26 protein-coding genes are annotated in these 26,827 nt (G+C 61.3%); 7 read left to right on the top strand and 19 right to left on the bottom strand.

What is annotated here, in order from left to right:
- Positions 1-33: 33 nt before the first annotated feature.
- The 9 genes from C8C89_RS24130 to C8C89_RS24090 all read right to left on the bottom strand — a co-directional run bounded on the left by C8C89_RS24130 (position 34) and on the right by C8C89_RS24090 (position 8,922).
- Positions 34-1,278, bottom strand: a complete 1,245-nt coding sequence (locus C8C89_RS24130; protein ID WP_133993010.1) for a TerD family protein — start codon at positions 1,276-1,278, stop codon at positions 34-36.
- Complete coding sequence (locus C8C89_RS24125; RefSeq protein WP_101480260.1) at positions 1,275-2,270, bottom strand: HpcH/HpaI aldolase/citrate lyase family protein; 996 nt, start codon at positions 2,268-2,270, stop codon at positions 1,275-1,277. Before C8C89_RS24125 ends, C8C89_RS24130 begins: the two co-directional genes overlap by 4 nt.
- The gene (locus C8C89_RS24120) at positions 2,263-3,369 is read right to left on the bottom strand and encodes a cysteine protease StiP family protein (protein ID WP_133993008.1); all 1,107 of its coding nucleotides are present in this window, start codon (positions 3,367-3,369) and stop codon (positions 2,263-2,265) included. The genes C8C89_RS24125 and C8C89_RS24120 overlap by 8 nt, the downstream gene beginning before the upstream one ends.
- The gene (locus tag C8C89_RS24115; RefSeq protein WP_133993006.1) at positions 3,366-4,118 is read right to left on the bottom strand and encodes an HAD family hydrolase; all 753 of its coding nucleotides are present in this window, start codon (positions 4,116-4,118) and stop codon (positions 3,366-3,368) included. Before C8C89_RS24115 ends, C8C89_RS24120 begins: the two co-directional genes overlap by 4 nt.
- On the bottom strand, positions 4,096-5,253 hold the full coding sequence (locus C8C89_RS24110) for a phosphoribosyltransferase domain-containing protein (protein WP_133993004.1): 1,158 nt from the start codon (positions 5,251-5,253) through the stop codon (positions 4,096-4,098). The genes C8C89_RS24115 and C8C89_RS24110 overlap by 23 nt, the downstream gene beginning before the upstream one ends.
- Positions 5,250-6,287 (bottom strand): ATP-grasp domain-containing protein, encoded by a 1,038-nt coding sequence (locus C8C89_RS24105; RefSeq protein ID WP_133993002.1) that lies wholly within the window; start codon positions 6,285-6,287, stop codon positions 5,250-5,252. The genes C8C89_RS24110 and C8C89_RS24105 overlap by 4 nt, the downstream gene beginning before the upstream one ends.
- 95 nt (positions 6,288-6,382) lie before the next feature.
- Positions 6,383-7,099: a TIGR00266 family protein gene (locus C8C89_RS24100; RefSeq protein WP_101480265.1), complete on the bottom strand. Its 717-nt coding sequence runs from the start codon at positions 7,097-7,099 to the stop codon at positions 6,383-6,385.
- Positions 7,100-7,163: 64 nt separating this feature from the next.
- Positions 7,164-7,739 carry a TerD family protein gene (locus tag C8C89_RS24095; RefSeq protein ID WP_034759261.1) on the bottom strand — a complete coding sequence of 192 codons (576 nt, stop codon included), beginning with the start codon at positions 7,737-7,739 and terminating at the stop codon, positions 7,164-7,166.
- Between the two features lie 100 nt (positions 7,740-7,839).
- Complete coding sequence (locus tag C8C89_RS24090) at positions 7,840-8,922, bottom strand: DUF475 domain-containing protein (RefSeq protein WP_133993000.1); 1,083 nt, start codon at positions 8,920-8,922, stop codon at positions 7,840-7,842.
- 244 nt (positions 8,923-9,166) lie between these two features.
- On the opposite strand from C8C89_RS24090, the gene C8C89_RS24085 reads away from it, so the two are divergent.
- The 3 genes from C8C89_RS24085 to C8C89_RS24075 all read left to right on the top strand — a co-directional run bounded on the left by C8C89_RS24085 (position 9,167) and on the right by C8C89_RS24075 (position 14,232).
- Complete coding sequence (locus C8C89_RS24085; RefSeq protein ID WP_133992998.1) at positions 9,167-9,592, top strand: divergent PAP2 family protein; 426 nt, start codon at positions 9,167-9,169, stop codon at positions 9,590-9,592.
- Between the two features lie 239 nt (positions 9,593-9,831).
- Positions 9,832-11,007 carry an efflux RND transporter periplasmic adaptor subunit gene (locus C8C89_RS24080; protein ID WP_101480268.1) on the top strand — a complete coding sequence of 392 codons (1,176 nt, stop codon included), beginning with the start codon at positions 9,832-9,834 and terminating at the stop codon, positions 11,005-11,007.
- A gap of 3 nt (positions 11,008-11,010) precedes the next feature.
- Positions 11,011-14,232 (top strand): efflux RND transporter permease subunit, encoded by a 3,222-nt coding sequence (locus C8C89_RS24075; RefSeq protein ID WP_133992995.1) that lies wholly within the window; start codon positions 11,011-11,013, stop codon positions 14,230-14,232.
- A gap of 247 nt (positions 14,233-14,479) precedes the next feature.
- Here C8C89_RS24075 and C8C89_RS24070 read toward each other — a convergent pair whose 3' ends face one another.
- From C8C89_RS24070 to C8C89_RS24055, 5 genes are all read right to left on the bottom strand, one after another.
- Entirely contained in the window at positions 14,480-15,403 is a 924-nt protein-coding gene (locus tag C8C89_RS24070; protein WP_133992993.1) for an S-adenosyl-l-methionine hydroxide adenosyltransferase family protein, read from the bottom strand.
- A gap of 20 nt (positions 15,404-15,423) precedes the next feature.
- Complete coding sequence (locus C8C89_RS24065; protein WP_243858223.1) at positions 15,424-17,931, bottom strand: TonB-dependent receptor; 2,508 nt, start codon at positions 17,929-17,931, stop codon at positions 15,424-15,426.
- Between the two features lie 171 nt (positions 17,932-18,102).
- On the bottom strand, positions 18,103-18,516 hold the full coding sequence (locus C8C89_RS27590) for a histidine phosphatase family protein (RefSeq protein WP_347876603.1): 414 nt from the start codon (positions 18,514-18,516) through the stop codon (positions 18,103-18,105).
- Between the two features lie 2 nt (positions 18,517-18,518).
- Positions 18,519-18,851, bottom strand: coding sequence for a phosphoglycerate mutase family protein (locus tag C8C89_RS27585; RefSeq protein WP_347876602.1), 333 nt, complete (start codon positions 18,849-18,851; stop codon positions 18,519-18,521).
- Between the two features lie 80 nt (positions 18,852-18,931).
- Positions 18,932-20,332: a cation:dicarboxylase symporter family transporter gene (locus C8C89_RS24055; protein ID WP_133992991.1), complete on the bottom strand. Its 1,401-nt coding sequence runs from the start codon at positions 20,330-20,332 to the stop codon at positions 18,932-18,934.
- Positions 20,333-20,609: 277 nt separating this feature from the next.
- Here C8C89_RS24055 and C8C89_RS24050 point away from each other — a divergent pair, with 277 nt between their 5' ends.
- The 3 genes from C8C89_RS24050 to C8C89_RS24040 all read left to right on the top strand — a co-directional run bounded on the left by C8C89_RS24050 (position 20,610) and on the right by C8C89_RS24040 (position 21,982).
- The gene (locus C8C89_RS24050; RefSeq protein WP_133992989.1) at positions 20,610-20,987 is read left to right on the top strand and encodes a nuclear transport factor 2 family protein; all 378 of its coding nucleotides are present in this window, start codon (positions 20,610-20,612) and stop codon (positions 20,985-20,987) included.
- A 10-nt stretch (positions 20,988-20,997) separates the two neighbouring features.
- Positions 20,998-21,387: a hypothetical protein gene (locus C8C89_RS24045; protein ID WP_133992987.1), complete on the top strand. Its 390-nt coding sequence runs from the start codon at positions 20,998-21,000 to the stop codon at positions 21,385-21,387.
- Positions 21,388-21,517: 130 nt separating this feature from the next.
- A complete protein-coding gene (locus C8C89_RS24040) occupies positions 21,518-21,982 on the top strand; it encodes a hypothetical protein (protein WP_133992985.1) in 465 nt (154 codons plus the stop codon).
- Positions 21,983-22,012: 30 nt separating this feature from the next.
- On the opposite strand, the gene C8C89_RS24035 is transcribed toward C8C89_RS24040, so the two are convergent.
- Positions 22,013-22,606, bottom strand: a complete 594-nt coding sequence (locus tag C8C89_RS24035) for a YigZ family protein (protein WP_133992983.1) — start codon at positions 22,604-22,606, stop codon at positions 22,013-22,015.
- Between the two features lie 67 nt (positions 22,607-22,673).
- Positions 22,674-22,931, bottom strand: a complete 258-nt coding sequence (locus C8C89_RS24030) for a hypothetical protein (RefSeq protein WP_133992981.1) — start codon at positions 22,929-22,931, stop codon at positions 22,674-22,676.
- 129 nt (positions 22,932-23,060) lie between these two features.
- Here C8C89_RS24030 and C8C89_RS24025 point away from each other — a divergent pair, with 129 nt between their 5' ends.
- On the top strand, positions 23,061-23,804 hold the full coding sequence (locus tag C8C89_RS24025; RefSeq protein WP_243858221.1) for a helix-turn-helix transcriptional regulator: 744 nt from the start codon (positions 23,061-23,063) through the stop codon (positions 23,802-23,804).
- Between the two features lie 176 nt (positions 23,805-23,980).
- Here C8C89_RS24025 and C8C89_RS24020 read toward each other — a convergent pair whose 3' ends face one another.
- The 3 genes from C8C89_RS24020 to C8C89_RS24010 all read right to left on the bottom strand — a co-directional run bounded on the left by C8C89_RS24020 (position 23,981) and on the right by C8C89_RS24010 (position 26,608).
- The gene (locus tag C8C89_RS24020) at positions 23,981-24,910 is read right to left on the bottom strand and encodes a restriction endonuclease (RefSeq protein WP_133992977.1); all 930 of its coding nucleotides are present in this window, start codon (positions 24,908-24,910) and stop codon (positions 23,981-23,983) included.
- A gap of 519 nt (positions 24,911-25,429) precedes the next feature.
- Positions 25,430-26,137 carry a hypothetical protein gene (locus C8C89_RS24015; protein ID WP_133992975.1) on the bottom strand — a complete coding sequence of 236 codons (708 nt, stop codon included), beginning with the start codon at positions 26,135-26,137 and terminating at the stop codon, positions 25,430-25,432.
- Between the two features lie 231 nt (positions 26,138-26,368).
- Positions 26,369-26,608 carry an Arm DNA-binding domain-containing protein gene (locus C8C89_RS24010; RefSeq protein ID WP_166674842.1) on the bottom strand — a complete coding sequence of 80 codons (240 nt, stop codon included), beginning with the start codon at positions 26,606-26,608 and terminating at the stop codon, positions 26,369-26,371.
- Positions 26,609-26,827: the final 219 nt, after the last annotated feature.

Below are 26,827 nucleotides of genomic sequence, written 5' to 3'. Positions count from 1 at the left end.
GACCCCAGCCTTCCGCTAGTGGTGTACGTACACTCAGTCTTTCCGTCCGGCTTTCCAGTTCAGTCCGAAATTGTAGCGCTCGTCCATGGCCTGGTGCGCCGTGATTTTACCTTGGCCGCCGAAGTATTCCACCAATTTTGTCACCTGCAGGTTGCCGCCGTGGTTTTCCAGCATGGCGATGGCGCACATGGCGTGCGAGCTGTCTGTGTCAAGGCGCACTTCCACGGTAGGCTGGCCGGGAATCTCGATCGTCACCACGCCATCCGTGGCGGCCCAGTTCGGTACGCCTTCGTAGATGAAGGCGTAGACGAGCACGCGCTTGATCTGGTCGAAATGGCTGCCGTTGATGAAGATGTTTTCGCCGCTGCTGATGCTGCCCGTACGGTCGTCGCCTTCCAGATGGATGTAGGGCGGCCGGTCGTAGGCGCCCCAGCTGTTGCCCAGCGCCTGCACGGCGCTCTTGCTGCCATTGCTCATTTCGAACAGGCAGCCGATGTCGAGGTCGATGCCGCCCGCGCGGCCGGCTGGCTTGTTGAACAGCTTGCCGAGGAAGCCCGTGTCCAGTTTCGAAGCTGGCGCCTGGCCTTGCGCGGCGTTCTGGTTCCAGTTCAGGTTGACGCGGATGCGGCCATAGCCGCCGCTGTCGCGCTTGTCGAGCGAAATCTTGTCGCCGCGCTTTTCCAGGCGGATTTTCGACAGCGAGATTTTATTCGCTGGCGGCGGGGCCGCTGGTGTGGAGACGGGAATCGGTGCAGGGGCAGGAGCCGATTGCCCCGCCTCGCTGCCGCCGAAGTGCTTCAGCAGCGCCGCCAGGCCGCCGGCGAAACCCTGGCCCACGGCGCCGAAGCGCCAGCTGCCGTCGCGGCGATACAGTTCGCCGATGATGACGGCTTTTTCATCCTGGAAGTCATTACCCGTGAAGGCAAACGTGGCGGCCTGGCCCAGCGCCATGCTGGAGTTGCCCAGCGCGCGCATGCTGCCCTGTTCCGTCGCCGCCGTGAACACCAGCTTGTCGATCGAGGCGGGCAGGCGGGAAAGGTCCACCTGGAAGGTGGAGCGGGGGCCGTTCAAGTCCACCGTGATGGCGTTGTCCGGCGCGCTTTTCTGGTTGAAGAACACCATGTAGCGGTCGTCCGACAGCTTGCCGGCCGCATCGACGCCGAAGCAGCTGACGTCCACTTCCATCGAACCCGAAACGATATCGAGCGTGACGGCAAACGGGCCATTCAAGCCCAGGTCAGCCAGTTTGCCTTTTTGTCCACGTGTGAAATTGGTCATGGTCGTGCAGTCCCTTCGTCGCTGGAGAGTTGAGTATTCAATGAGTGATGCAAATGAGGGGCGGGCGCCGCAGCGCCGTCGGCCGCATGGCGGATGCCGAACAGGCGCGCCTGCTCGATGATGCGCTGCGCCCAGCTGGAGTGGGTCGCCACTTCGCACATCGATTCCTGCATGCGGAACACGGCCGGGCTGTCCGGGTCGATGATGCGCAGTGCCAGTTCGATGTCCGACTGGGCCACCTGGTAGTGGCGCTCGATCTGCGGCACCTGGTCCGGGTGGATGGCCGTCTTGGCGATCATGCCGTGCGCCATGTCCTGCGCCACTTCGGCGTCCAGCCAGCTGCCTTGCGACAAGTGCTCGAAGACGGGTGCCGTCAGCTGGAAGCCGTGCGGCTTGAAGATGGTGACCAGGCGGCCGATGACTTGCCCCAGCGGCGTTTGATAGATGGTGCCGCTGGTGGGACGGCGCAGGCCCAGCAGGGCCAGTAAATCGTTGCCGCCAATGCGCAGGGCCAGGATGCGGCGGCGTACTTCCGGCGCCGACAGGAGGAGGCGGAACTGCTTCATTTCCTCGTCGTCGAACACTTCCGCCGTTTCCAGCGTCGGCATCAGCAAATGATGCGTGTGGCGCACCAGCTCGAAATACGCGGCGAAATTGTGGCGGGTGGATTTGGGCAGCACGAAGCCGCTCAATTTGTCGGCGCCGGGCATGGCCAGCACGCGCGCCAGTACGTCGAGATTGCGCACGCGCACGAAGCGCAGGGTATCCGATTCGTCGCACATGTTTTGCAGCGCCAGCGATAAATTGAACAGCGCGTAACTGAGGTCGCGCTCCGCGATGGCGTCTTCGGTGCAAAGTATGACCGAACGCAAATGACTGAATTTGTCGCCATTGGCGATCGCCAGCAAGTCCTTGTGCGTGGTCGGCACATACATGGAGGCGCCCAGCGCCGCTTTATGCTCACTTTGTGGGTGTAGGGAGTTGTTATCCATCGACTGCGCTCCTGATAAGGGCGACCGCCTGGTAGGGCAGCGCCGGTTCTACGGTGACGGGTATGGCTTTTTCCTGCGCCAGAAGCAGCAAATGTGCCACGTCCGGCGCATTCGTGTCGCGCACGATCAGGCGCTCGGGCACGCGGCGCAGCAGCACGCGCGTCGCTTCGCCGATGCCTGGCTTGATCAGATTGATGTCGCTGATGCCGTATTCCTGCTGCGCTTGCGCCATGTAGGCTTGCGAGCGGGCCGCCATGGCTGGCGCATCGCTCGCCTCGGCCAGCGGAACGCCGCTGCTGGCGGCGATCGCCATGGCGTCGGCCACCAGGCCGTCGGCGAAATCGCGCGACTGGTCGTGCTGCTCGAACTGCGCATAGTACACGCAGCCATGGAAGTCGTCCGGACCGATGGCTTCATTGAGCACGGAGCGGCTGACGAGGCCCGAGACGGTGGCATTCAAAATGCTCGACGGGATCAGGTAGTCGCTGGCCGAGGCGGCGCAGGCGGCCGTGCCGGCCAGGTCGGACAGCACGAACAGGCCGCCGTCGATCAACGTGCCCTGCGCGGCGTTGAAATCCTTGACCGTTTGGCGCAGTTCGCGCGAAATCACGCCCTTGCCCGTCCAGCCATCGACGAAGACGATGGAAGCGTCGCCATGACCCTGCGCCAGGATGTGCTTGAGGGCGTTCGCATCGATGCCGCGGTCGCGGATGATGGAGACGGAATAATGGCTGCACTCGCGCTGGAACAACTGGCGCAGCAAATGACCGAGGATGACGCCCACGGGCGTGCCGGCGCGCGCCAGCGACACCAGGGTGATGGCGCCGGTACGACGCGCCGCGATCAGGGCCGCCAGACGCAGGCAGTCGCGCGCCATCTGCAGGCGGTTGGCGGCAAACGCGCTTTGGAACAGCGCCAGGTAGGCCGGCGAGGGCAGGGATTCCGGCGACAGCATTTCGCTGTAGTGGCGTTGGCCCGACTGGATCAAACGCTCCTTTTCGGCCAGGTCGAGGATGGGTTCGAGCGCCATAGGCGTGAGCAGGAACTCCACATCTTCCTGTCGGTAGCTGCCGCTGAAATGCTGCGTGCCTTCGGTCATAGCGCCGCCACCGTGAGTGCCGCCAGCTGGGTGCCGTTGGGGATGATGGCGTAGTCGCATTCGGCCATGAAACGCGCGTCCGAACGGCTGTCGCCCATGCCAAAGCTGACGATGGGGCCATGCTCGGCTTCCAGTTCCGCGCGCAGGTAGGCCACGGCGCGCGCCTTGTTCAGGGTCTTCGGCAGCACGGCAAGGTTGTTGCCGTTGCGGTGGATGAAGTAGTCGGCGCCTTCGGTGGCGATCCACTGCTGCAGCACCTGCTCCTCGATGTCGGCCAGGCGCTCGCCGCGCGCTTCATGGTCCTTGACGACGATGTAGAAAGGCGTGTTGTAATCCTCGATCAGGCGCGCGCGCGAGGGCATGCCTGCCTTGATCTGGAAATCGTCGATGATGCGCATGGCGTCCTGCAGGCCGGGCAGCGCCGTCTGCATGTCGTTCTGCATCAGCGCCAGCCAGCCCGCGTCGAGCGCGCCGCCAGGCTGCAGCACGATGCCGCCGTAGTCGAGCACGCTGTAGCTGGTAAACGGCAGGTCGACCCGGCGGAAGGCGTCGCCATTCCTTGCCGTGGCGGGAATCAGGGTCATGCCGCTTTGTGCGAATTCAAAGAAGGCGCGCTGGCGCGCCGTCGTAAACGAGCAGGCGTCGCCATTTTTCAGGTAGGCGGCGGCTTGCAGGTCGGTCGCGCCGACGCATTTCTTAGGGGTCTGGAACAGTGTGTCGTCCAGATCAACAAACAGGAATTTCTTCAATTTTGGTCTCTGACTGAAAGTGGAACAGGCGGCCGTTCAACTGGCCGGCGAGTTGCATGAGGGCCGGACTGGCCGGGGTTTCATGGCAGATGAAAACGTGCTGGTACTGGCCAGGCGCCACGTTGTACAGATAGTTGGCGATGCCTTCGCCGTAATTGTCGTCGCAGCGGACGATATGGCCGACGGAGCCCCACGACAAAATCGGTGAGCGCGTGGTCGATTGCACCACGACGTTCTTGCCCAGCGCTTCTAGCTCGCGCGCGAGCAAAAACGACGGGTGCATGAATTCGCCCGTGCCCAGCACCAGCACGGAGTCGCCCGCGCCGATTTCTTGCGCCAGCTGCACCGCCAGGCCTTGCGGCGGCGTCAAGGCGCGTCCCACGCCGATACGGCCGAAGGCAGGGCTGGCACCCCTTTCTTCATTCGCCTCGAAACGCTGCGCGCTGGCCGCTATCGGAGCCGGCGCATCGCCGGCCTGGAAAGTGTACTGGCCGGATAGCGCCGCGCCTATGGTGGTGGGCAGGCCGAAACGCTGCGTGAGGCCCGCGTTGGCTGCCTGGCCCATGAAATTGGTGATCACGCCCAGGTGCAGTTTTTCCAGCTGCGGATAGCGTGCGCGGCACACTTGCACCAGGTTGGCGAAGGTGTTGCCGGTCGACGCTTCATCGTCGATCAGCACCAGGCTGCGCGCCGTGGAAAACAGCGCGCTGGCCGCGACCGACAGGTGTAAAAACTGGCGCGGTGCGTGGCTGTGCGATTCCTCGAATTCGAAGAAGGGCACGCTGCCCACGCGATAGCGCGAGCTGTGCAGGAACAGGGCCTTGCCGTTCGGATTGGCGCGCAACCACGCTTCGAACACTCCCTGGCCCAGGCCGACGGCCGTTTCGGCCATGGCGATGAAGACCACGGGGCCGGGCAGGCTGGGGGGGATTTGCGCTGCCAGGTCGTCGTGGATGGCTTCCATGGCGCGCGGCGTGACGGGCCAGTGCTTGCCCAGCACCTTGGAAAGGAACAGGAAGCCGCGCTTCGCGTTGGCGCGCGCGGCATAGCCGATCAGCCAGTCCAGCGGAAAGCGCGCCTCGTCCACTTTCAAGGTCAGCTCGCCCGTGGGCATCTGCTGCTTGACGAAGTTCATGGCAGCTCCACGGCGTAGGCGGCTTCGCCCACGCGCATGCCTTCGTGGATGGCGGGCACGGTGAGCTTGTCAAAGCCCTGGTCGAAACCGGCCAGCGCCAGGTAGGGCAGGTTCGGACCTGCCGCGCACGCCATGCCGATGCCGCCCGACATGCGCGGGTTGATTTCCAACAAAGCCAGGCCGTTCGCGCCTTCGCGGAACTGGATGTTGAAGACGCCATTGAGGCGGTAGTCGCGCGCCAGTTTGTCGCAGGCTGCCAGCAAGTCGGCGCGCAGCTCGATCAGCTGGCCGCTGCCACCGCCATGCAGCTTCTTGCGCGGCACGGCGCAAATGAGCTTGCCCTGATCGGCGACGCAGTCGGCGCTGTATTCGTGGCCGTCAAGGTATTCCATCAGCAGCAGGGTCTTGAACGTTTCCATCTGCGCCAGGCCGCTGCGCAGCTCTTGCGCATTGATCTGGTAGGCGGCGCCGGCCAGCAACAGCTGGGCGCTGGTGCGCTCTTCATCGAGAATGGCAAAGCCCAGGGCATACACGGATTCGGACGGCTTGATGCACAGTTTGCGGTGCAGCGGGCGCAGCTCGGCGTAGGCGGCGTCGTATTCCGCGATGGTCGTCACGGCACGGTAGTCGGCTGGGCGCGCCATCGGCAGATCGAGGCCGTCGCAGAAGCGCGCCTTGTCGTGCATCAGGGTCAGTGTTTCTTCGCTGGCCACGCTGAGCACGCGCGTGCCGAGGGCGGCGAAACGCGAGCTGGCGCTGCCGATCAGGCCCGCTTCCTTGCCGGGCCAGAAAATCGTGATGTTGCGGTCGCGGCAGAATTCCAGGCACCACTCCACATAATTGAGGCCCGTTAATCCCGACGGTTCGACCGCATATTCGTGGGCCGACAAAAAGGCCGCCGCATGCGCGTTCGTATTGCTGCACACGATGTGGTAGCGGGGCTGGCCGCCAGTTGCGGCCATATCGGCCTCGCGGATCAGGCGCATGGCCGTGCCGACCGAGGAAAATGTTTTGTTGAACCAGACTCTTTGCATGTACGGGGACCGGGTGGAAATAGGGGAAGCCGCGCGCAGGTGCGCGCGCGGGAAGTCTATATAGCCAGACTTAACCTGGCCTTAGATAGAGGGAATCAGCCAGCTTTGCCGCTGGCGGTCCATTTCAAAAATGCGTCGCGGTTGCGCGAGCAGATAAACACTTTGCCCGAGCCGGAAAAGCGCAGCACGATACCTTCGCCGCTGGTCACGCTATTGACGATATTGCCGAGGAAACCGCCGATGCCGCCGCCGTTGGCGCCGCCACCCGTGGTCACGGAAATCTCGTATTTCAGGCTATTGTCCCAGCACACCACGTGGGAATTGTCGATCACGACATCCTTGCCCGGCTCGACGTCGAGCTGGAACATGGAGCCGAAGCCCGACACCACCACTTGCCCCGTGCCGGCTGTTTCCATGACGAAGAAGCCGCCCGACTGGGCGAACAGCGCGTTACCGATGCTTTGCGTGCGCACTTTCATTTCCGTGCCCGAGGTGGCGGCGACAAAGGCACCGTCGTTGAGCAGGTACTGGCGCGCGCCCACGTCGACCACTTCGATGGCGCCTGGAAGGGTGGGCGAGAGCAGGCAGTCGCCACTGCCGCGCACCGCTTCGATATGCTGCTGGAAGAACGATTCGCCATTCGCGAAGCGGCGCATGATGGCACTGCCCAAGCCGCCGGTCATTTTGCCTTTCAAGTCCAGCGCCGTTTCCATCATCACCATCGCATCGGATTCGCAATAGATGGTTTCGCCCTGCTTCATGCTGACGTGAAGGAAGGGATCGACGTCGCCGGTGACACTAAATACTGGCATGATAAATCTCCAAAAAAAAGCCGCCTGAGTACGTCCAGGCGGCTGTGTTTAGCGCATAAAACGTTTAGGCATTCACACCGAACGAACGGGCCAGAGGGCCGAGGCCGCCATTGAAGCCCTGGCCGATGGCCTTGAACTTCCATTCGCCGTTGTAGCGGTAGATTTCGCCAAAGATCATCGCCGTTTCCGTCGAGCTGTCTTCGGACAGGTCGTAGCGGGCGATTTCTTTTTCGCCTTCCGCGTTCAGGCAGCGGATGAAGGCTTTCGAGACCATGCCGAAGTTCTGGCGGCGCGCGTCGGCGTCGTGAATGGTGACGGTGACGCTGATGCGGTCGATGTCGGCCGGTACGCGCGACAGGTCGATTTCGATACGCTCATCGTCGCCTTCGCCTTCGCCCGTGGTGTTGTCGCCCGTGTGGACGACGGAACCGTCGGTCGACTTCAGGTTGTTGTAGAAGATGAAGTCAGAGTCGCCACGGACTTTGCCGTCGCTTTTCAGGAGGAAAGCACTACCGTCAAGGTCGAAGGTGGCGCCGTCCGTGGAACGAGGATCCCAGCCGAGGCCGACGATGATCTTCTTCAGGTTCGGTGCTTCCTTGCTCAGGTTGACGTTGCCGCCTTTTTGCAAACTGATTGCCATGTGGTGCTCCTTTTTATTAAATAACTCAAACATACCTTCATGGGATGAGCGCAAGGCGCTCGTGCCATTACTCTCTCAATTGGGGGCGAGCCCCCCGATTTCAAGCTTGTGCCGCGTGCCGTTTGCGATAACGCAGGGACGACCACAGCGAGACCAGGATGAAGGCCACGCCCGACAGGCCCGTGAACCACTCCGGAATATGGTACTTGACGGACGCCAGCATGATCAAGGCCAGGATGCCGATCGCATAATGGGCGCCGTGCTCCAGGTAGACGAATTCGTCCAGCGTGCCCTTGTGCACCAGGAAGACTGTCATCGAGCGCACGAACATGGCGCCGATGGCCAGGCCCAGCATGATGATGACGACGTCGTTGGTGATGGCGAATGCGCCGATCACGCCGTCAAAGCTGAACGAGGCGTCCAGCACTTCCAGGTACAGGAAGCCGCCGATGCTGCCGCGCGCCACCGTTTTGACGAGATCGCCATTGCCGTTCCTGGCTGGCGCGGCGCCTTCTTCTGCGTCATCCAGCAAGTCCGGTTCGCCTTCTTCCAGCAAGCCGCTGATCCAGTTTACGCCGATGTAGACGGCGATGCCGACGATGCCCGCAGCGAGCACGCTGTATTTTTCATCCGCAGGGCCCATCGCCACGCAGGCCGCCACGGCGCCCATGGTGATCAGCACGGCCAGGCTTTCGGTGCCCAGCGCATTGACTTTTTCCTCGGCCCAGCCCAGCCAGTGCAATTCCTTCTCGTCGTCAAACAGGAAGTTCAGGAAGACCAGCAGCAGGAAGGCGCCGCCGAAGGCCGCCACTTGCGCATGGTTGTCCGTCAGGTGCTTGGCATAGACATCCGGCGTGGTGGTGGCCATGGTCCACACGTCGACCAGGCCCAGGCCCGTGGCCACCGATACGATGACCAGTGGAAACAGCAGCCGCATGCCGAAGACGGCCACGAGGATACCGACCGTCAAGAACAGTTTTTGCCAGAATTCATTCCAGTGACGCAAGACCGAGGCATTCACCACGGCATTGTCGAACGACAGCGACACTTCCATGATGCCCAGCACGCCCGTGATCCACAGCGCCTGGATCATGCCTGACATGCCGCCATGGCTGTAACCCCACCAGCCCGACACTGCCATCAGGATAAAAGTGACTAAAAAGGAAATTCTGAAATGCCGCATGAGGACCCCGTTGCAAGTATGAAAGACGTTTGATTATCCGCGCCGCTGTGCGCGCCGCGCTCAGTGTTGATATACGTCAATTGTTGTATATGCCATGATTTTATATTAGTTGCCGCCAAGGGCGGCGTTTTATAGGTTGACGACAGACAGTTCTGCTGGCGCGGATGATCTGCGATAATTGCGGCGCGCCCCTCCGGCTGCCGCAGCCCCTGACACACTCTATACATATAAGAAGGAATACCCCGTGGATATCGCTTACCTCGTCACGCCCCTGATCACCTGGATCCTGGTCGGACCGATCAAATTCCTGATCAACAGTGTCCGCACGCGGCAATGGGCATTCGGCCTGGTCGGCAATGGCGGTTTTCCCAGCAATCACAGCGCCGTCGTTTCCAGCATGGCTACCCTGATCGCCTTGCGCGAGGGCATAGGCCACCCCGCCTTCGGCGTGGCCGTCACCCTGGCCTTCATCGTCATCATCGATGCGAACAGCCTGCGCCAGCACGTGGGCAAGCAGGCGGCGGCGATCAACCGCCTGGCCGTGGAAGCGGCCAGCACCGCGCACAAGACCTTGCGCGAGCGCATGGGCCATACCCTGGTGGAAATCGCCGGCGGCCTGTGCACGGGCGTGGCGATCGGTTTCCTGATCAACACCGTTTTTGCCCGCTAAGCGTCTTCGACCCTGAAACGCACAACCCCGCCCAAGGCGGGGTTTTGCGTTTCAGGGCGTAAAAACTACGTTTCATCCATTCAATAAAGCATTACAGGAATCCGTTGATTGACATGCCCGGACACGCTCATGGATACTTTGGCGCTTGTGGTTTTAATAAAAATAAACGCCTGCTAACGCCTGCAGCCCTATCCGGGCCGCCGGGACGGTAGCGGTGCTATCTATCCGGAGAATTACCCATGTTGCGCAAAACCCTGTTTGTTCTGGCAATCGCTTCTGCCCTGACCGCCTGCGGCAAAGAGTCCAAGGATCCTGGCAAGGGCGATGGCAAGGGCGCCAAGGAACAGGCGGGCGCCGCCGTCAATTTGCTCGTCTCTCCGGAAGACCTGCTGACCATACAAAGCAATGCGCTGGCGTCGGGTCCCGTCATCACCGGTTCCGTGCAGCCCGAGCGCAACGCGGACTTGCGCGCCGAGGTATCGGCCGTGGTGATCCAGGTCATGAAGGAAAACGGTGAAGTCGTCAAACGGGGAGACGTGCTGGTGCGTCTGGATGAAACGTCCATCCGCGACAGCCTCAATTCGGCCGAGGAAGCCAGCCGTGCCGCCAGCCAGGTGCTGGAGCAGTCCGAACGCATGTTCCAGCGCATGAAAACCCTGCGCGCCTCGGGCATGACGTCGACGCAGGCGCTGGAAGACGCGGAAATTCGCCGCAACAATGCGCAAAGCGACTTGTCCGCCGCGAAAAGCCGCGCCGCCCAGGCCCGCCAGCAGCTGCAGCGCACCCTCGTGCGCGCGCCGTTCGACGGCATCGTGAGCGAGCGCAAGGTATCGAATGGCGATACGGCGCAAATCGGCAAGGAATTGATCAAGGTCATCGATCCGACCAGCATGCGCCTCGAAGGCCTGGTGTCGGCCGACAAGATCGGCGTCGTCAAGGTGGGCCAGCCCGTGCTGTTCCGCATCAATGGTTATCCAGGCCAGGATTTCGCGGGCAAGGTGCGCCGCGTCGATCCTGCCGCCAACACTGTCACCCGCCAGGTGGCCGTGCTGGTCGATTTCAACGACAAGGAGCAGCCGCGCGTGGCCGGTCTGTATGCGGAAGGGCGCATCGAGACGGAAACCGTCAGCGCGTTGATGATACCCGACTCGGCCCTGGTGAAGGCGGGCGACGTCACTTACACGTGGAAAGTCAAGGACAAGGCTTTGCACAAAGTCACGCTGCGTATCGGGGCGCGCGACGTGCGCACTGGCCAGTGGGAAGTGCAAAGCGGCCTGGCCAGCGGCGACACCGTGCTGCGCACGCCCGGTTCGACCTTCAAGGATGGGCAGAAAGTGGAATTGACGGCCGGCAAGGCCGTGCCGGCCGCCGCCGTGGCCAGCAGCAGCAACGCCGTTGCCGGTAAAGGAAACTAAGCCATGTTCCTTTCCGATTTCAGTATCAAGCGGCCCACCGCCACCATCGTCCTGATCCTGGCCATGATGTGCGTCGGTTTGCTTGCGCTCAAGAAACTGCGTGTCAACCAGAATCCGGACGTCGAAGTGCCCTTCATCGTCGTCAGCATTCCTTACCCTGGCGCATCGCCTGATACGGTCGAGCGCGAAGTGGTGAACCGCCTGGAAAAGTCGCTGCAAAGCATTTCCGGCGTGACCGAGGTCAACAGCGACTCGAATGAAGGTTCGGCCAGCATCTTCCTGAAGTTCTCTTTCAATACCAATTTGATCGAGGCATCCGACAATATCCGCAATGCGATTGCCGCCGTGCGCTACAAGTTGCCGACGGAAATGCGTGAGCCTATTCTGCAGCGCATCGACCCGGCTGCCGAGCCGATCATGCAGCTGGCCCTGTCGTCGAATACGCAAAGCCATGCGGAAATTTCGCGCCTGGCAGAAGACGTGCTGTCGGACCGCTTCCGCACCGTCGATGGCGTGGCGCTGGTCAACGTGGGCGGTTCGCTGAAGCGCGAACTGTCCGTGCTGCTGCGGGCGGAAAAGTTGCGTGAATATAACGTTTCCGTCAGCGATGTCGTGACCGCCTTGCGCAACCAGAACACGAACGCGCCCGTGGGCAAGGTGCGCGGCACCCTGGACGAGAAAAGCATCCGCCTGGTGGGCCGCATCGAGTCGCCAGCCGATTTCGAAAAAGTGGTGATCAAGCGCCGCGGCGAGGAAATCGTGCGCCTGGCGCAAGTGGCCACCATCGAGGATGGCTTTGCCGAAGTCAACAGCCTGAGCATGCGCAGCGGCAAGCCCAACGTGGGGATATCGATTACCCGCGTGCGCGATGCCTCCACTGTCAGCGTGGCCAACAAGATCCGCGACATGGTGGCGGAAATCAACAAGACCTTGCCGAAAGGCACGATACTGCAAGTGACGCGCGACGGTGGCGAAAACGCCCAGCATAGCTTGAACAATGTGATCGAATCACTGGTGCTGGGCGCCGTGCTGACCATTTTCGTCGTCTACGCCTTCCTGAACTCCTGGCGTTCGACCCTGATCACGGCGCTGAGCCTGCCCACGTCCGTGATTGCCGCCTTCATTGCCGTGTGGCTGTGCGGCTTTACCCTGAACTTCATGACCCTGCTGGGCCTGTCGCTGGCCATCGGCGTGCTGATCGATGACGCCATCGTGGTGCGCGAAAACATCGTGCGCCACATGCAGATGGGCAAGGACCGCCGCACGGCCGCGCTGGAAGGCACGGCCGAGATCGGCATGGCCGTGGCCGCCACGACCTTCTCCATCATCGCCGTCTTCATTCCCGTGGCCTTCATGCCGGGCATTTCCGGCGAATGGTTCCGTCCGTTTGCCTTGACGGTGACGTGCTCGGTGCTGGTCAGCCTGGGCATCTCGTTTACGCTCGACCCGATGCTGTCGGCCTACTGGGGCGACCCGGTCGAGGAACACTCGGCGCCGAAAAAGGGCATCGGCCGCGTGCTGGAGCGTTTCAACCACTGGTTCGACCACCAGGCCGACCGCTATGGCCGCGTCATCGCCTGGGCACTGCATCACCGCCGCTGGATGGCCGTCATCGCCTTCGGCAGCCTGGTGGGCGCCATCGTCCTGCACGCCACGCATGGCGGCACGAGTTTCTTGCCGGCATCCGACTCGGGCAATTTGATGATCAATGTGCGCACGCCATCGTCGAGCAGCATCGAGTACTCGCGTTTGAAACTGGAAGCGGCGGCCGTGCTGGCGCGGACCTTGCCTGAAACCAAGGATACCAACAGCTCCATCAATGCGGGCGGCGGACGCGTGTATGTCGACATCGGCAAGCGCAACACCCGCAAGCGTTCGGCCAAGGAAATCGCCGTCGAGCTGCGCGAGAAGATGTCGCGTCTGGTGGGCGCCGAATACGTGGTGCAGGATGACTTGAGCAACGGTTCGCAAAAACCCATCCAGGTGGAATTCACGGGTCCTGATTCGCGCAAACTGATGGAAATTACCAACGCCTATATGGACAAGCTGCGCGCCATTCCCGGCGCCGTCGACGTGGGCCTGTCCGAGCAGGATCCGAAGAATGAGTTGCAGATTGAGCTCAACCGTGGCCTGGCCAATTCGATGGGTATTTCCGTCAATGATGCTGCACAATCGTTGCGCGTGGCGTTTGCTGGCGTGGAAGTGGGCGACTGGGTCGATCCGACGGGCGAAACGCGTGACGTGGCCGTGCGCCTGCATCCCGATGACCGCGTGGCATCGGAAAACATCGAGCGCCTGCCGATCAGTGTGACGGGCACGTCGCAAATGGTGCCGCTCGACCAGATCGCCACCATTACCATGGGCAAGGGCCCGTCCGGCATCGAGCACAAGAATGGCAAGCGCACGATTACCGTGTCGGCCAATGCGCAGGGCCGCTCGAACGGCGAAGTGACGAGCGACGCCATGAAACTGGCCAACTCCATCGACTTCCCGCCCGGCTACGGTCTGGCGCTCGGTGGCGCAGGCCAGGACCAGCAAGAGCTGTTCACGGAAATGCTGATCGCGCTGGTGATGGGTATCGGCCTGATGTATTTGATCCTGGTCATGCAGTTTGGTTCCTTCACGGCGCCGGTGGCCGTGATGATGTCCTTGCCGCTGAGTCTGATTGGCGTGGTGGTGGCGCTGGTGATCACCAACAATACCCTCAATCTGATGAGCTTTATCGGCATCATCATGCTGATGGGTCTGGTCGCCAAGAACGCCATCCTGCTGCTCGATGCGGCGCGCAAGCGCGAGGAAGAGGGGCATGGCCGCGAAGACGCGCTGATGTATGCGGGCCGCATGCGTCTGCGCCCCATCCTGATGACGACGTTCGCACTGATCGCCGGCATGTTCCCCGTGGCGCTGGGCCTGGGCGAGGGAGGCGAGTTCTACCGTCCATTGGCGATCGCCATCATCGGCGGCACCATCACCTCGACGATTTTGACCCTGCTGGTCGTGCCGACTTTCTATGACAGTATCGAAATCGCCCGCGATGGCGCAGTGGCCAAGTTCCACCGCCGCGCCGCGCGCATGCCCGTGGCCGTGGCCATGATATTGACCCTGCTCGAGTGCGTGCTGACATTGCTGCTGGTGCGCTTCGTCTACCGCATGCTGAAGAAGGCCGTGCTGTTCCTGATGGGGCGCCGCACGCCGAAGGCGACGTCGGTCAGCCTGCAAAAGTAATACCGGGCCAAGGCCAGCTTGCGCTGCGCCGTGGTATTCCAGGAGCCTTCTGCGGAAGGCTCTTTTTTTTGCCCGTCCAGCGGACCAGGGTTCAGTCGCTGGCCGTTGCGCGGCGGCGTGATGGTGTCATCGGGATGGCTGGAGGTGGCCGTCGCCGGGGGCAGAGCGCAGGACTTGAGGTGGCACAAACCTGCAAGGGATATCGCCAGGTGGGCCAGGACAGGATGCCCTGGCCGCGCAAGACGATTTATTTGGCGGGTGGCGACTTGCTCACTTCCACTTGCCAATCCACACCCGACTCGATGTGATACTTGGCCGCAAAGTCACCCTGGCTGAGGGCCACGGCCACATCGAGCAGGCTGTTCAGATAGACCAGGGGCTTGCCCTTGGCGACGCCGCCAAACGTGTGTTCAAACGGCGCCGTGACCTGGGCCACTTGCTTGCCCTTGTGCAGGATGCGTACTTGCAGCGGGTCATGCAGTTTCACCTGCAATTCGTCGAGCAGGGCTTTCGGGATATTCGTCCACACATTGCCATATTTCACGTCCAGCACGGGCACGATGCCGCGGATGGTATTGCCGTCGCGTACAGGTTTTTGATACGCGATCTTGACCACCGATTCGTTCGGCAATAGCGGGCCCACCTGTTCATAGCTGATGGCGCCCGAGGCCAGGCGCGCACCCACATAGGCATACACGTCGCGGCCATGGAAGGTGTAGGACTCGCCTGATCCTGCCAGGCGGTTGACCTTTTCATCGATTTCCCGCAGTTCGGCCACGCCGTCGCGCTCGGCGATCAGGGTGAACAGGCCGTTATCCGGCCCCACGAAGTAGCGGCCACCCTTGGTTTTCAGCACCACCGACTTGCGGTTGGTGCCCACGCCGGGATCGATGACGGATACAAACACTGTGCCTTGCGGCCAGTAATTGGCTGTCTGGTACAGGCGGTAGGCACCCAGCCAGATGTCGTAGTCGGGAATCTGGTGCGTCAGGTCCGAGATGGTGAGCTTGGGGTCGACGCCATAGGCCACGCCATGCATGGCGGACACGGCGCCGTCGGCCGTGCCGAAGTCCGTCATCAGCACCAGCGGTGCGGCAGCCTGGGCGCTGGACAGCAGGAGAGCGCTCAGGCAGGCGCCGGCGACGAGGTGGGAGAGCTGTTTGATGATCATGATTTCCTTTGTGTCCAGTGTCAGAACGTGTAGCTTAATTTAGCGTAAAAGTAGGCGCCATTGACGCCGATGGGGTTGATGAAATTGTAGGGCAGGGCGCCGCCATACGTGGCGTTATTCGTCTGGCGCACGCGCTGCGGATAGCGGTCGAGGATGTTGTTGCCACCCACGCTCAAGATCAGTTGCTTGCTCAGCTTCAACTGGCCTTCCAGGTCCAGCGACCATACGGCGCCGAAGCGCTGTGCGGGGATGCCATCGATCAAGGGCGCGTCGCTGTCATACGAAAAATCTTTCAGTTCGCCAAAGCGCGTGGCGCGCGCCTGCACGCTCCAGCCGGCCGCCTGCCAGTCGGCACCCAGTATCAATTTGCTGGTGGGTGACGCCTGTTTGATGCGGAACAAACTCGTCTCCGTCAGCAGGCTCAAACTGGGATCGATGGTGCTCAACGCTGCGGCACTCTGGCGTACTTTGTCGAGACTGGTCTTGTTCAGGTTCAAGGCTGCGTTCAGGCTCAGCTTGCCTGACGCGAAGGCGAGGTCGTGATTCAGCACCACGTCCAGGCCCTTTGTGCGCGTGTCGAGCAGGTTGGCCAGGTAGGCGACGGACTGGATGTCGCTGCGGCCATTGGCGGCCAGGTAGGCGGTGACGGCATCGCTTTGCAAGTCGCTCGAGCGCGTGATGCGGTCGCGGATGCGGATCACATAGGCATCCACCGTCACGCTGGTGGCGGCAGCCGGTTTCCAGGCCAGGCCCAGGGACAGGTTGGTCGATTTTTCCGGTTTCAGCTGTTGCGCGCCGAAGCTGCGCGCCAGCGGGTCGCTGGCCGGCAGCAGGGCCGATGTTTGCAGGGCCGTTCCATCGGCGTTGAAGTTTAACGTAGCAAAGCGGAAGCCCGTCTGCACGAGGGCTGGTGCGCGGAAGCTGTTCGACAGCGAACCGCGCACGAGGAAATTCTCCGTCACTTTATAGCGCGTGGATAGCTTGCCCGTGCTGGCGCTGCCAAAGTCGCTGTAGTCGGAATAGCGGGCGGCGGCACCCACCAGCAGGCGCGGCGTGAGATCGCTTTCCACGTCCGCATACACGGAGCGGATTTGCCGGCTGCCGTCGTAGGCGTCGGACGGGCGCAAGCCCGGTCCCGCCTGCGCGCCCGGTGGAGCGTCCGTAAAGCTGCCGGCCGCGTACGAAGCCGGGTCGCCCGCCGAGCTGGTGTAGGTTTCGCGCATCCATTCGGCGCCCACGGCCACGCTCAAGGGTGAGGGCAAGCCTATGTCGACGCTGCGTGTGGCATCGAGGTTCAAGGCGTTCTGGCGGAAGTCGAAGCCGGCCAGCTTGAAACGCGTGGGGCTGGCGGCGCCCAGCGAGGCGTTGACGGAGTGGCTCACGCCGTAGTCAAAGCGGTCGCTGCCGTGGCGCGCGCTGGCATCCCAGTTCCACTCGCCGGCACTGCCGCGTACGCCGGCCACGATGCTGAGGTCGCGCTTGTCGCCGTTGGTGACGGGGCGGTAGCCGTTCGGATACAGGGCCAGTACGTTCGACGGGTCGCCCGGATAGCGAAAGTAGGCGCTGCCGTCCGATTTGCGCTCGTTCAAGGTAGCAAACGAGTACAGGTCCAGGCCGTTGGCGAGGGTGAGCTGGGTGTTGTAGAACAGGTAGTTGTTGTGCTGGCGCGAGTCGCCTGACTTGAATACCACCTTGCCATCGAGCGCCTGGTCGGCTGGGGTGAAGTTGTAGGAAGTCCAGCCCGCGTCGCTGGGGCCGGCCCGTTCCGTGGGCGAGCGGCGCCGCGATTCCGCGCCGAAGCGGAAGAATCCCGCCTCGCCCAGCGGCACGCCATAGTCGGCGTTGACGATGACGGTCTGGCCATCCGTCAGGGTTTGGTCGGTCGGGTCGAAATGCGTGTGGTTGGCACCATAGCTGACGGAAGCGGCGCCGCCTGCGCGCGCCTTTTTCAGCACGATGTTGATCACGCCCGCTACGGCGTCGCTGCCGTACTGGGCGCCCGCGCCGTCGCGCAGGATTTCGATGTGGTCGATGGCGTTGGGCGGAATGGCATTGATGTCCACCGGCACGGTGCCGGCAAAGCTGCTTTCCGTGTCGAGCACGGCGCTCGTGTGGCGGCGCTTGCCGTTGATCAGCACCAGCACCTGGTCGGGCGCCAGGCCCCGCAACTGGATGCCGCGCACGGAGTCCGACGCGCCGCTCGACTCGATGCGGGGGAAGTTGATCGAGGGCGACAGGTTTTGCAGGGCCGCGCCCACGTCGCCTGTCGATAGCGCATTGCTCACTTCGCGCGCGCCGAAACGGTCGATGGGCACGCTGCTGTCGAAGACGGTGCGGTTGCGCGCGCGCGAGCCGACGACGGTGACCTGGTCGATGCTGGCGCTGGCCGTTTCAGCGGTGGTGCCGGTGGTGGCTTGCGCCTCTTGTGCCCAGGCGGACGGTGCGCCGAGCATGGCGCAGGCCAGCATGATGGCGCGCAGCGGCGTGGCGGGAAGGGAGAGGGAGGCGTATGAATGGCGCGGATACAAGGCGGTGTCCTTTGGGCTCGATTAGTGTCGGTATGGAAACTGTTGCCATGAGCTTAAGGGAGGTGGCGGCGCGCGCTAACGATTCTTTCTGGATATGCTTATGCTGTTGTTTTTATGCCGCCAGCAGCGCAGCTGGGAAGACGCGAACTCGATGGCGGACATGGACAAGGTCTAGGACTTGGGTGCGGCCGGCCTGTCGGGCTGGGCCGTGACGGGGGTACAGGCCGCTTCCAGCGGCGCGACGAAGTTGCACAGGTCCAGCTGCAGCTTGCCGTGCCTGCCCAGGGCGGGGTTGAAGGCGTACGACGTGATGCCGCAGTCGGGCACGTCGGCGGCCTTGTCGATGGCCAGGATGGCCTGCTCGTCGCAGCGCTCCAGCAGGTAGCGGAAGCAATTGACGATGACCTGGTGGCCGACGATCAGCACCCGCTCGCCCCGGTATTCGCGGGTGATGGTGTCGAGCACGCTGCGCAGGCGCAGGATGACGTCGCACCAGCTTTCGCCGCCCGGTGGGCGGAAGTAAAACTTGCCCACGTGCTGGCGCTGTTCGTGCAGTTCCGGGTACTTGCCGGCGATGCCGTGCACGGTCAGGCGGTCGAGGAGCGCAGGCGCTCGTCGGCCGCCACCGAGCCAAAGCTGTCCGCGTCGATACGCGGCAGCACGGCTTGCGCCGTCTGCTGCGCCCGCACGTAGGGCGAGTACAGCACGACGGTCGGTTGTTGCTCAGGGGGAGGGGTGGCGAACCAGTCGCCCAAGGCGTGCGCCTGGCGCGCGCTCAGGTCGGAGAGGGGGACGTCGACATCGCGCTCGGCGATGGCGATCAATAACTGTTTTTCCGCTTCGGCGGCATCGCGCGCCACGTTGCCGGCACTTTGGCCGCGACGCACGATCCAGATTTGCTGCGGCCATTTCTGTTCCATCGCCTTGCGCCTTCCTCTGTATTTATTGTAAATAAATATAGGCGAAAGGGGCAAGGCGCGGCGCGCCGGTGGATGGCTACTTAAGCGGCGTGTTCCGCTTCGTCCAGGTCGGGTGCGTCGTCGCTGTTGTAGACGGCCAGGTCGGTCTGCCCCATGACCCGGCTGGTGACGGTGCCGGCCGTAATCGAGCCGCTCACGTTCAGGGCCGTGCGGCCCATGTCGATCAGCGGTTCGACGGAGATCAGCAAGCCGGCCAGGGCGACGGGCAAGTCCATGGCCGACAGCACGATCAGGGCGGCAAACGTGGCGCCGCCGCCCACGCCGGCCACGCCGACGGAACCGATGGTGATAATGGCCAGCAAGGGCAGCAGGAAGCTGACGGTGAACGGGTCGACGCCGACGGTGGGGGCGATCATCACGGCCAGCATGGCCGGATAGATGCCGGCGCAGCCGTTCTGGCCGATGGTCGAGCCGAACGAGGCGGCGAAGTTGGCGATGCCTTCCGGCGTGCCCAGGCGTTGGGTTTGTGTCTGCACACTCATCGGGATCGAACCGGCGCTGGTGCGCGAGGTGAAGGCGAAAGCCAGCACGGGGAAGACTTTTTTCACGAAGCGCAGCGGGTTCAGGCCGACGCCGGCGATGATGGCCAGGTGCACCAGGAACATCAAGATCAGCGCGCTGTACGAGGCGACGACGAAATTGATCAGTTTCAAAATGTCCGTATAGCTCGACGACGCCACCACTTCAAACATCAGCGCAAATACGCCGTACGGCGTCAGGCGCAGCACCAGGGTGACCATGCGCATGACGATGGCGTGCGCCACTTTCATGAAGCTCTCGAAGGAAGCGAATATTTCCGGCTTTTTCGCGGCGATGCCCGTGGCCGAGATGCCGATGAAGATGGAGAACACCACCACAGCGATGGTCGACGTCTTGCGCGCGCCCGTCATGTCGAGGAAGGGGTTGGTCGGCACGAAGCTGACCAGCAACTTTGGCAAGGACAGGGCTTTCGCCGTTTCCAGCGAGCCTTGCAGCTGCACGCCGCGCGCCACTTCGGCCGCGCTCGACGTCAGGCCGACAGCCGTCAAGCCGAACAGCTTGGCCATCAGGATGCCCAGCGCGGCGGCGATCGTGGTGGTGATCAGGAGGGTGCCGATGGTCAGCGCGCTGATCTTGCCCAGGGAACTGGCATCCTTGAGTTTCAGGATGGCGGAAATGATGGAGACCATGATCAGCGGCATGATGATCATTTGCAGCAGTTTCACATAGCCGCTGCCGACGATGTCGATGTATTCATTGGTGCCCGCGATGATGGGCGAACCGGCGCCATACAGCGCTTGCGCTGCCGCACCCAGCAGTACGCCCAGGCCCAGGCCCGTGAAGACGCGAACGGTAAACGTCGCGTGTTTGCTTTGCTGGTGGAACATGAAAGCGAAGACGATCAGCGCAACGAGCAGGTTCAGAATGATGTTAATTGCCATGAAGGGGCCTTATCTTGGTTTTATTCGAGACTGCAGAGAGCATGAGAACTTTACTACAAGTAATTGCTGCCCCAGCCCGGGGCGGAAGGGCAAGCACTGTACAGTACTATGGGGGCGTTTTATACGATGCCGCTGCGAATATTACGCTATATGAATATGCTCCACAGGCATAAGCGCAGGTATAGGTCTGCCGGATGATTGTGAAAAGGTAGATTTCGTGCCAGCATTGCATGTTTGTTCGCTTGCTAATTTGGCGCACTATTTTTTAAGGAAAAAGATGAATGCTTTAACGGAAGCTCAAGTACTCGATGCGGAAGAGCGCTTGCGCCTGGCCATGATGGCCTCCGACGTGGCGGCACTGAATGTGCTGCTGGCCGATGACTTATTGTTTACCAATCACCTGGGTCATCTGCTGAGCAAGCATGCGGACCTGGCAGCGCATGAGCAGCGCTTGCTGACCATCACCGATCTGCGCGCCTCCGAGCGCCATGTGCGCATCAACGGCAGCGTGGCCGTGGTCTCCGTGCGCATGCAGCTGACGGGCAGTTATCACGACGTGGAAACGCATGGCGACTTCCGTTTTACGCGCGTCTGGACGCAGGATGCGGCCGGCGCGCTGCAAGTGATCGCCGCCCATTCGGGCGTCGTGGCATAGGGGTGATGTAGTGGATCATCGTTCCAAAGGGCAGTTGTTTGAAGCTGTCATCGCCGCCGGTCCGGCCACCCTGGCCATTACGGCCGGCTATCCCGTGCTGGTGTACAACCTGGTGCGCACCTATGCCGACGCACCCGGCGCCAATGCCCTGGCCGGGCTATTGCTGACGGGCGGCCTGTGGGCCTTGCTGGAATTCTGGCGCATCGCGCTGGCCACAGTGGCGCGCAAGGCCTACGCGTTCAATTGGCGCTTCTGGCTCGCCATCGCCAGCTTTCTTGCCTGCTTCGTGCGTTTCGTGCCGGACATGCCGGCCGGACTGATGTTGTTGTTGATGGTGCTGCCGGCGCTGGCGTGGACGCATTTCATCTTGCTGCAGGTCAAACGTCCGCGCGGCGTCTGAGTTTCGCACAAGCACCGCAAGCCGTGGCAAGATCGTCATGCCACGGCCCCTGGCTATCGATATAATCATTCCCCGCATGCACGGCAAACGGCATGTTTGGCGTAACTTCTCTTATTTTGAAAGAATTTCGATGAAAGCTCTCTTTTTGCTGCTGTTCGTATCGGGCGCGGCCCTGGCCGATGATACTGCCATGTTGCAATGTCGTTCGCTGACCGATATCGCCAGCCGCGTGAAATGCTATGACGCCATTCCTCTGGGCGCCGCCGCGCCTGTCGCCGCCCCCGTTGCCGCGGTGCCGACCGCGCAGCAGCGCGAGCAGAGCTTTGGCATGGAAACGGTCAAGGCGCCCAAGGCATCCGAGCCGGAAGAACACAAGTCGATCAGCAGCAGCATCGCCGGCAAGTTTGATGGCTGGAGTGGCAACGAACTGATCAAATTGAGCAATGGCCAGGTGTGGCGTATCGTTGATGGCAGCTCCGCCGTGCTGCCGCCGCTGAGCAATCCCAAGGTGACGGTCGAACGCAATTTCGTCGGCACCTTCTTCCTGAAGATCGAAGGCACGAACAACTCGCCCAAGGTACGCCGCGTGCAATAAGCTGCGCCAGTCCCAGTCCCTGTCCGATTCTCAGTCCTCGGCGTCGAGCCAGGCGATGCGTCCATTGCCCGCTTCATTCAGGTGGGCGAGCAGGGCGGTGGCGGCCGTTTCAGGCAGACTGAAGTCGAACAGCACGTCTTCGCTGTGCGCCACGTTCAGCAAGGTGGCGCCAGCGCTATCGAGTTCGCGGCGCAGCATGCCTTCCATCGCATACGGCACCGTGCAACGCAAGGTTCGCTGGCGCACGATGGCCGTCTTTTCCGCCTGCAACAGCGCTTGCGCCACGCTGTCCGTATAGGCGCGCACCAGGCCGCCCGCGCCCAGCTTGATCCCGCCAAAGTAACGCACGACTGTCGCCAGCACGCCTTCCAGGTCCTGGTGGCGCAGCACGTCGAGCATGGGCCGTCCGGCCGTGCCGCTCGGTTCGCCATCATCGACGGCCGCCGACTGCCCGCCCGCCAGCAGGGCCCAGCACACATGGCAGGCGCCCGGATGCTGCGCCTTCAAGTCATTGACCACCTGCTGCGCGCTGGCGCGGTCCGTCATCGGCTGCACGCAACCGATGAAACGGCTTTTCTTGATGATCAGTTCGCTGTGGACGGGGGTGGCAATGGTAAACGGCATGGCGGGTGCGAAGGCGGGTAAAGCAGCATGATAGAGGAAATGCGCGCCGGGCACGAGCCGGTGCCGCCTAGGCTCCCGATGGCGACACCAGTTCGCGCAGCGCCGCGTCGCGCACCTGCAGAATGTCGAATAGTCCCAGCGCGTGCAGGGCGGGCAAGGCGTCGAGGATGTCGCGCTCGGCGATGGCCTTTTCGTCGATGCTGCTGGCGTCATCCAGCCATAGCCTGGCATTGGCGAGGAAGGCGCCCACCGTGCCCTTGCGCACGGTGACGCCATTGAACTGGCCCTGGTTTTGTTGATCGGCTAATACGTCTTCTGCACGCATGGTGAACTCCTGAACGATGGAAAGACTCCACTGTATGATGACGGGTTTGTCTTGCCTGCGTTGTTTATGTCATTCGATACGTCAAATCCGTCAATTTTGCCAGCGTCGCTGCCGTCGCCGTTGCGTGCCATGCGCATTGCCCAGCCGCAGGAACGGGTGACGGCGGCGCACCGCCATGCCAGCGGCCAGCTGTTCGGTGCGATACAGGGTTTGCTCTCCGTTGCCGCCGACAGCGGACAGTGGGTGGTGCCTGCCAGCCACTGCGTGTGGATGCCGCCCCATCACGTCCATGCGCTGCGTTCGCATGGCCCGTTTGCGGGCTGGAGCGTGTATGTGGACGAGGCCAGTTGCGCCAGCTTGCCCGCCGCGCCTTGCGTGATGCGCGTCTCGGGCTTGCTGCGCGAGGCGGTGGCCCGCGCCAGCGCCTGGAACGATGGCGCGTTCGATGCGCGCCAAGCCCGGGTGGCGGGCGTGATTCTTGACGAGATCGCTGCCTCGCCGCACGAGCCCTTCGGCTTGCCCTTGCCCACGGACCCGCGCCTGCTGCGCGTGGCGCGCGCCATGCTCGATGACCTGGCCGACGAGCGGGGCGTGGAAGCGCTGGCCGCCTGGGCCGGCGTGTCGCCGCGCACCCTTGCCCGCCGCTTCACGATCGAGACCGGCTTTACCCCCTCGGCCTGGCGCCAGCGCGCCCGCATCCTGCGCGCCTTGGAATTATTGGCCGCCGGCCGGCCCGTCACGACCATTGCGCTGGACCTGGGCTACGACAACGTCAGCGCCTTCATCGCCATGTTCAAGCTGGTGATGGGAGTGACGCCGGGCAGGTATGGGGAAGGGCATGGCAGTGAATCGAGCAATATCGGTATTTTGTAAAGCGCCACTTGCTGCAGATAGAGACGGCCAAGGCTTAAATCGTGTAAGAATGCCGGACTTGACCGCGGCACCCCCGATAAAATCTTGAATGGAGTAAGTAAGATTCGATTCATTCGCACTGATGAACGGCAAAGCCAGATGACTTTCGTGTGGATTAGTCCGGCTTGGCCGGGTAATCATTCTCCTTCGAAGTAGTCTGTGTCGATCTTCTTGAGCTCGTACATGCCGATGGTTGACACACCCACATTATGATCAATCATCATTGCTGCCAGTTGCTGACCATCAATGAGAATAATCTTCGTATTTATTAGGTTGGCAAACTCCACAGCTTCCCGGGAATAGGTAGATGTAGTAATGAAAACTCCCTTACTTGCTCGCTGTCCCTGCAGCGCTCCAGCAAATTTCTGAATCTCTGGCCGGCCCACGGTCCCCTCCCACCGCTTAGCTTGGACATAAATAACGTCTAGGCCAAGCTTGTCTTCTTTGATAATTCCATCTATTCCGCCATCACCGCTTTTTCCTATTGCGCGGCCAGCGTCTTGCCGTGAGCCGCCATAGCCCATTCCAACGAGAAGATCGATAACCAGGCGCTCGAAAAACACCGGTGTGACCGATTTCACTTGCTCAAGCAAGTCAAATTCGAGCTCGGATCGTAGCCGACCATAGGCAAAAGCGAGTTGATCCTCAGGAGTTTGGGTAGCTGACGATTCCTGTTCAGCTTGGCGCGGAACTGCAGCATTATTTTCTGCTGCAGTGTCGCGTCGACGTTCACGGAAAGCGCGAAACTCATCGAACTGCTCTAAAGTTGAGACATTAATTTGTGCTGGCCCTTTTGCTAATAATGCCTTACCTCGTTCGGTTATTTGGAAAACGCCACGTTTTGGCGAGGTCAGCAACCCAGCCTGTTTCAGGTATGTTCTTGCCCATCCAACACGGTTGTCAAAAAGAGGCGCAGTCCCGCTCGGGAGCATCTCACTTCGCTCCTCATCCGTGAGGGCAAAGTCTTGGGCTAGGCATTCAATTGCGTCACGAGATCGATACTCCTTCCCGTCAGCCGCGAGACGGAGTAAGGGGAGCATGGCAGTTTGATAATCGGGGATAGACATGATTTTTTTGCCTTTAATACGTGGGTGCCGTTCACCAGAGGATTCTAGCTTTTAAAGCAAGTAAAAGTGAATCAGTCATGTTACTTATCCTCAATGATTAATACAACTAGTGGCATATGATTCGCCATGTACAGCGTGTCTCCAGTCGGTGAGAATCCAGCAGAAAATGAGAGCATGCGGAAAATGCGTTTTGGCTACTAGAGATCGGAGAAGGCTAGGGATGCTGCCGAATGGATCGCTGGGGATCGTTCGGAGCAACTGCTTGGCTCGTCAAGGCGGCCTATTTTTTGCATGTATGGTCTGGGCAAAGCGCATACCGTCCGGGGCGATCAACATCATTGGCAGTTGCGAAATCAAGATGTGGATAGTGCCCCGGCGGATTGTGTATTTAATTGACAGTTTTCAACCAAATAGGGGCTTTAGTGTTGTGGTCGACCTCTGCATTTGACTTCGAAGCGCGCAGGGAACTTAACCTCGTTAGGTGCTCGCAAATTTGGTCAATCGGCATGTAGGCAATCATTAGTCACCGTCCTTTCCGAAGATGCGTTGGAGCAAAGACAAAATCGCTTTCGAAGTCAGGAGTGTCGTGACTACTTTCGAATGTCCTGTCAAACAGAGTGCAAGAATGGCGAACACCGTGATCGCAAAAACTTCGTTTTCCGCGACGAGGACGATCAGAATCGCTCCAAATATTGCAAAATAGGCAATGTTTTGACTGTTTTGCGGCGAAGGAGGCGGGGACGGAGTCGAAGGAAACTGAGGGGGGGAGATCGTGCTGGGAGCAACGTTCTGCGGAGTCGTAACGGTAGTGCGGGTTTTTTTCTGAGGACGACGGGTTTGGAAAGGGGGACGCTGAGGCCCATCTCCATCGCCGTCGCCACCACCGCCATCTCCACCAGAGGACTTCGCGCTTTTCTTGGCTGATGACTTTCGCCCAGTTCCGGTTGCACCAGCCTTATTACGGGCCATTGGTCGGTCTTGTGAGGCTACAGCCATCATCTGGCGTCGGATACGGTCAAAGATTTCCATCGCCTGCTGAGTTCGCTCGATGTGTTCAAGAACCTGTTGCCGTGCGGTACGAATCGACCGGTAGATACTCGACACCTCGCTCAGCTCCACAATCTTGCGAATATGTTCTACCTCTTGCAGTTGCGCAGCTTGCCGTTGGAAACTCTCAGCTTGCTCGATCACGATCCTTTGTCGTTCAAACACCGCAAGGTCCCGCATCAGCCTCTCTTGGAACGGTGATATTGATAAATTCATAACTTCCTCAATGTAGGTTAGTGCCACATGGCACCCTTCAGATTCTACCTTGACTTATGACGCCATCACCAATTTTTCACCTGTAGTTCAACCTGTAGTCGTCCGTGACAAAGGTCTTCAGCGTGAGGTTAGCTGGGACTATCGCCTCAGGTTCGCGCGGTGGGTCAATGCCGCCTGCAATTTTCCCGCGCATGTCTAGCGCGGGTGCCTTGCATCCGTCACGTGCATCTGCGGATAAACCCCCAATTTCATGCTGCGTTTTGCGCCGTTGAAGGTATAGCGAAGGAGGAAGTACTTGCGGCCTTTACGGGTCACGATCACGCGCATGCCCGCCACTTCCGTGTCGGAGTATTCGCTTTCCTTCGATTTCACTTCTTCGGGATGCGGGGGCAGGACATCGATCAGCTTCTTGTTGAAGCGGAACTGTCGGTTCATTGATTGCGCTCCTATGTGGGCGGGTGGATTCATGGTGCTGGGTTTGGTGTTCCGGGAGGTTCGAATCCGTGGATCTGGGCGCGACTTCGGCTGAGGAGCCGTGATAGATGAGGTAGGGCGTAACAGGGCGAGAGCCAGGCTTTGGGCGCAACTTCTGCCGAGTGGTTTCCGGTCTATTTCTGGTCAGGGCGGCTGTTCGCTTGACCAGGGTTCGGCCGC

The sequence above is a fragment of the Janthinobacterium sp. 75 genome, from assembly GCF_004365495.1.
Lineage (GTDB): Bacteria > Pseudomonadota > Gammaproteobacteria > Burkholderiales > Burkholderiaceae_D > Janthinobacterium.
The sequence above is the reverse complement of the archived record's forward strand: the minus strand, read 5'-3'. Positions and strand labels throughout refer to the sequence as shown.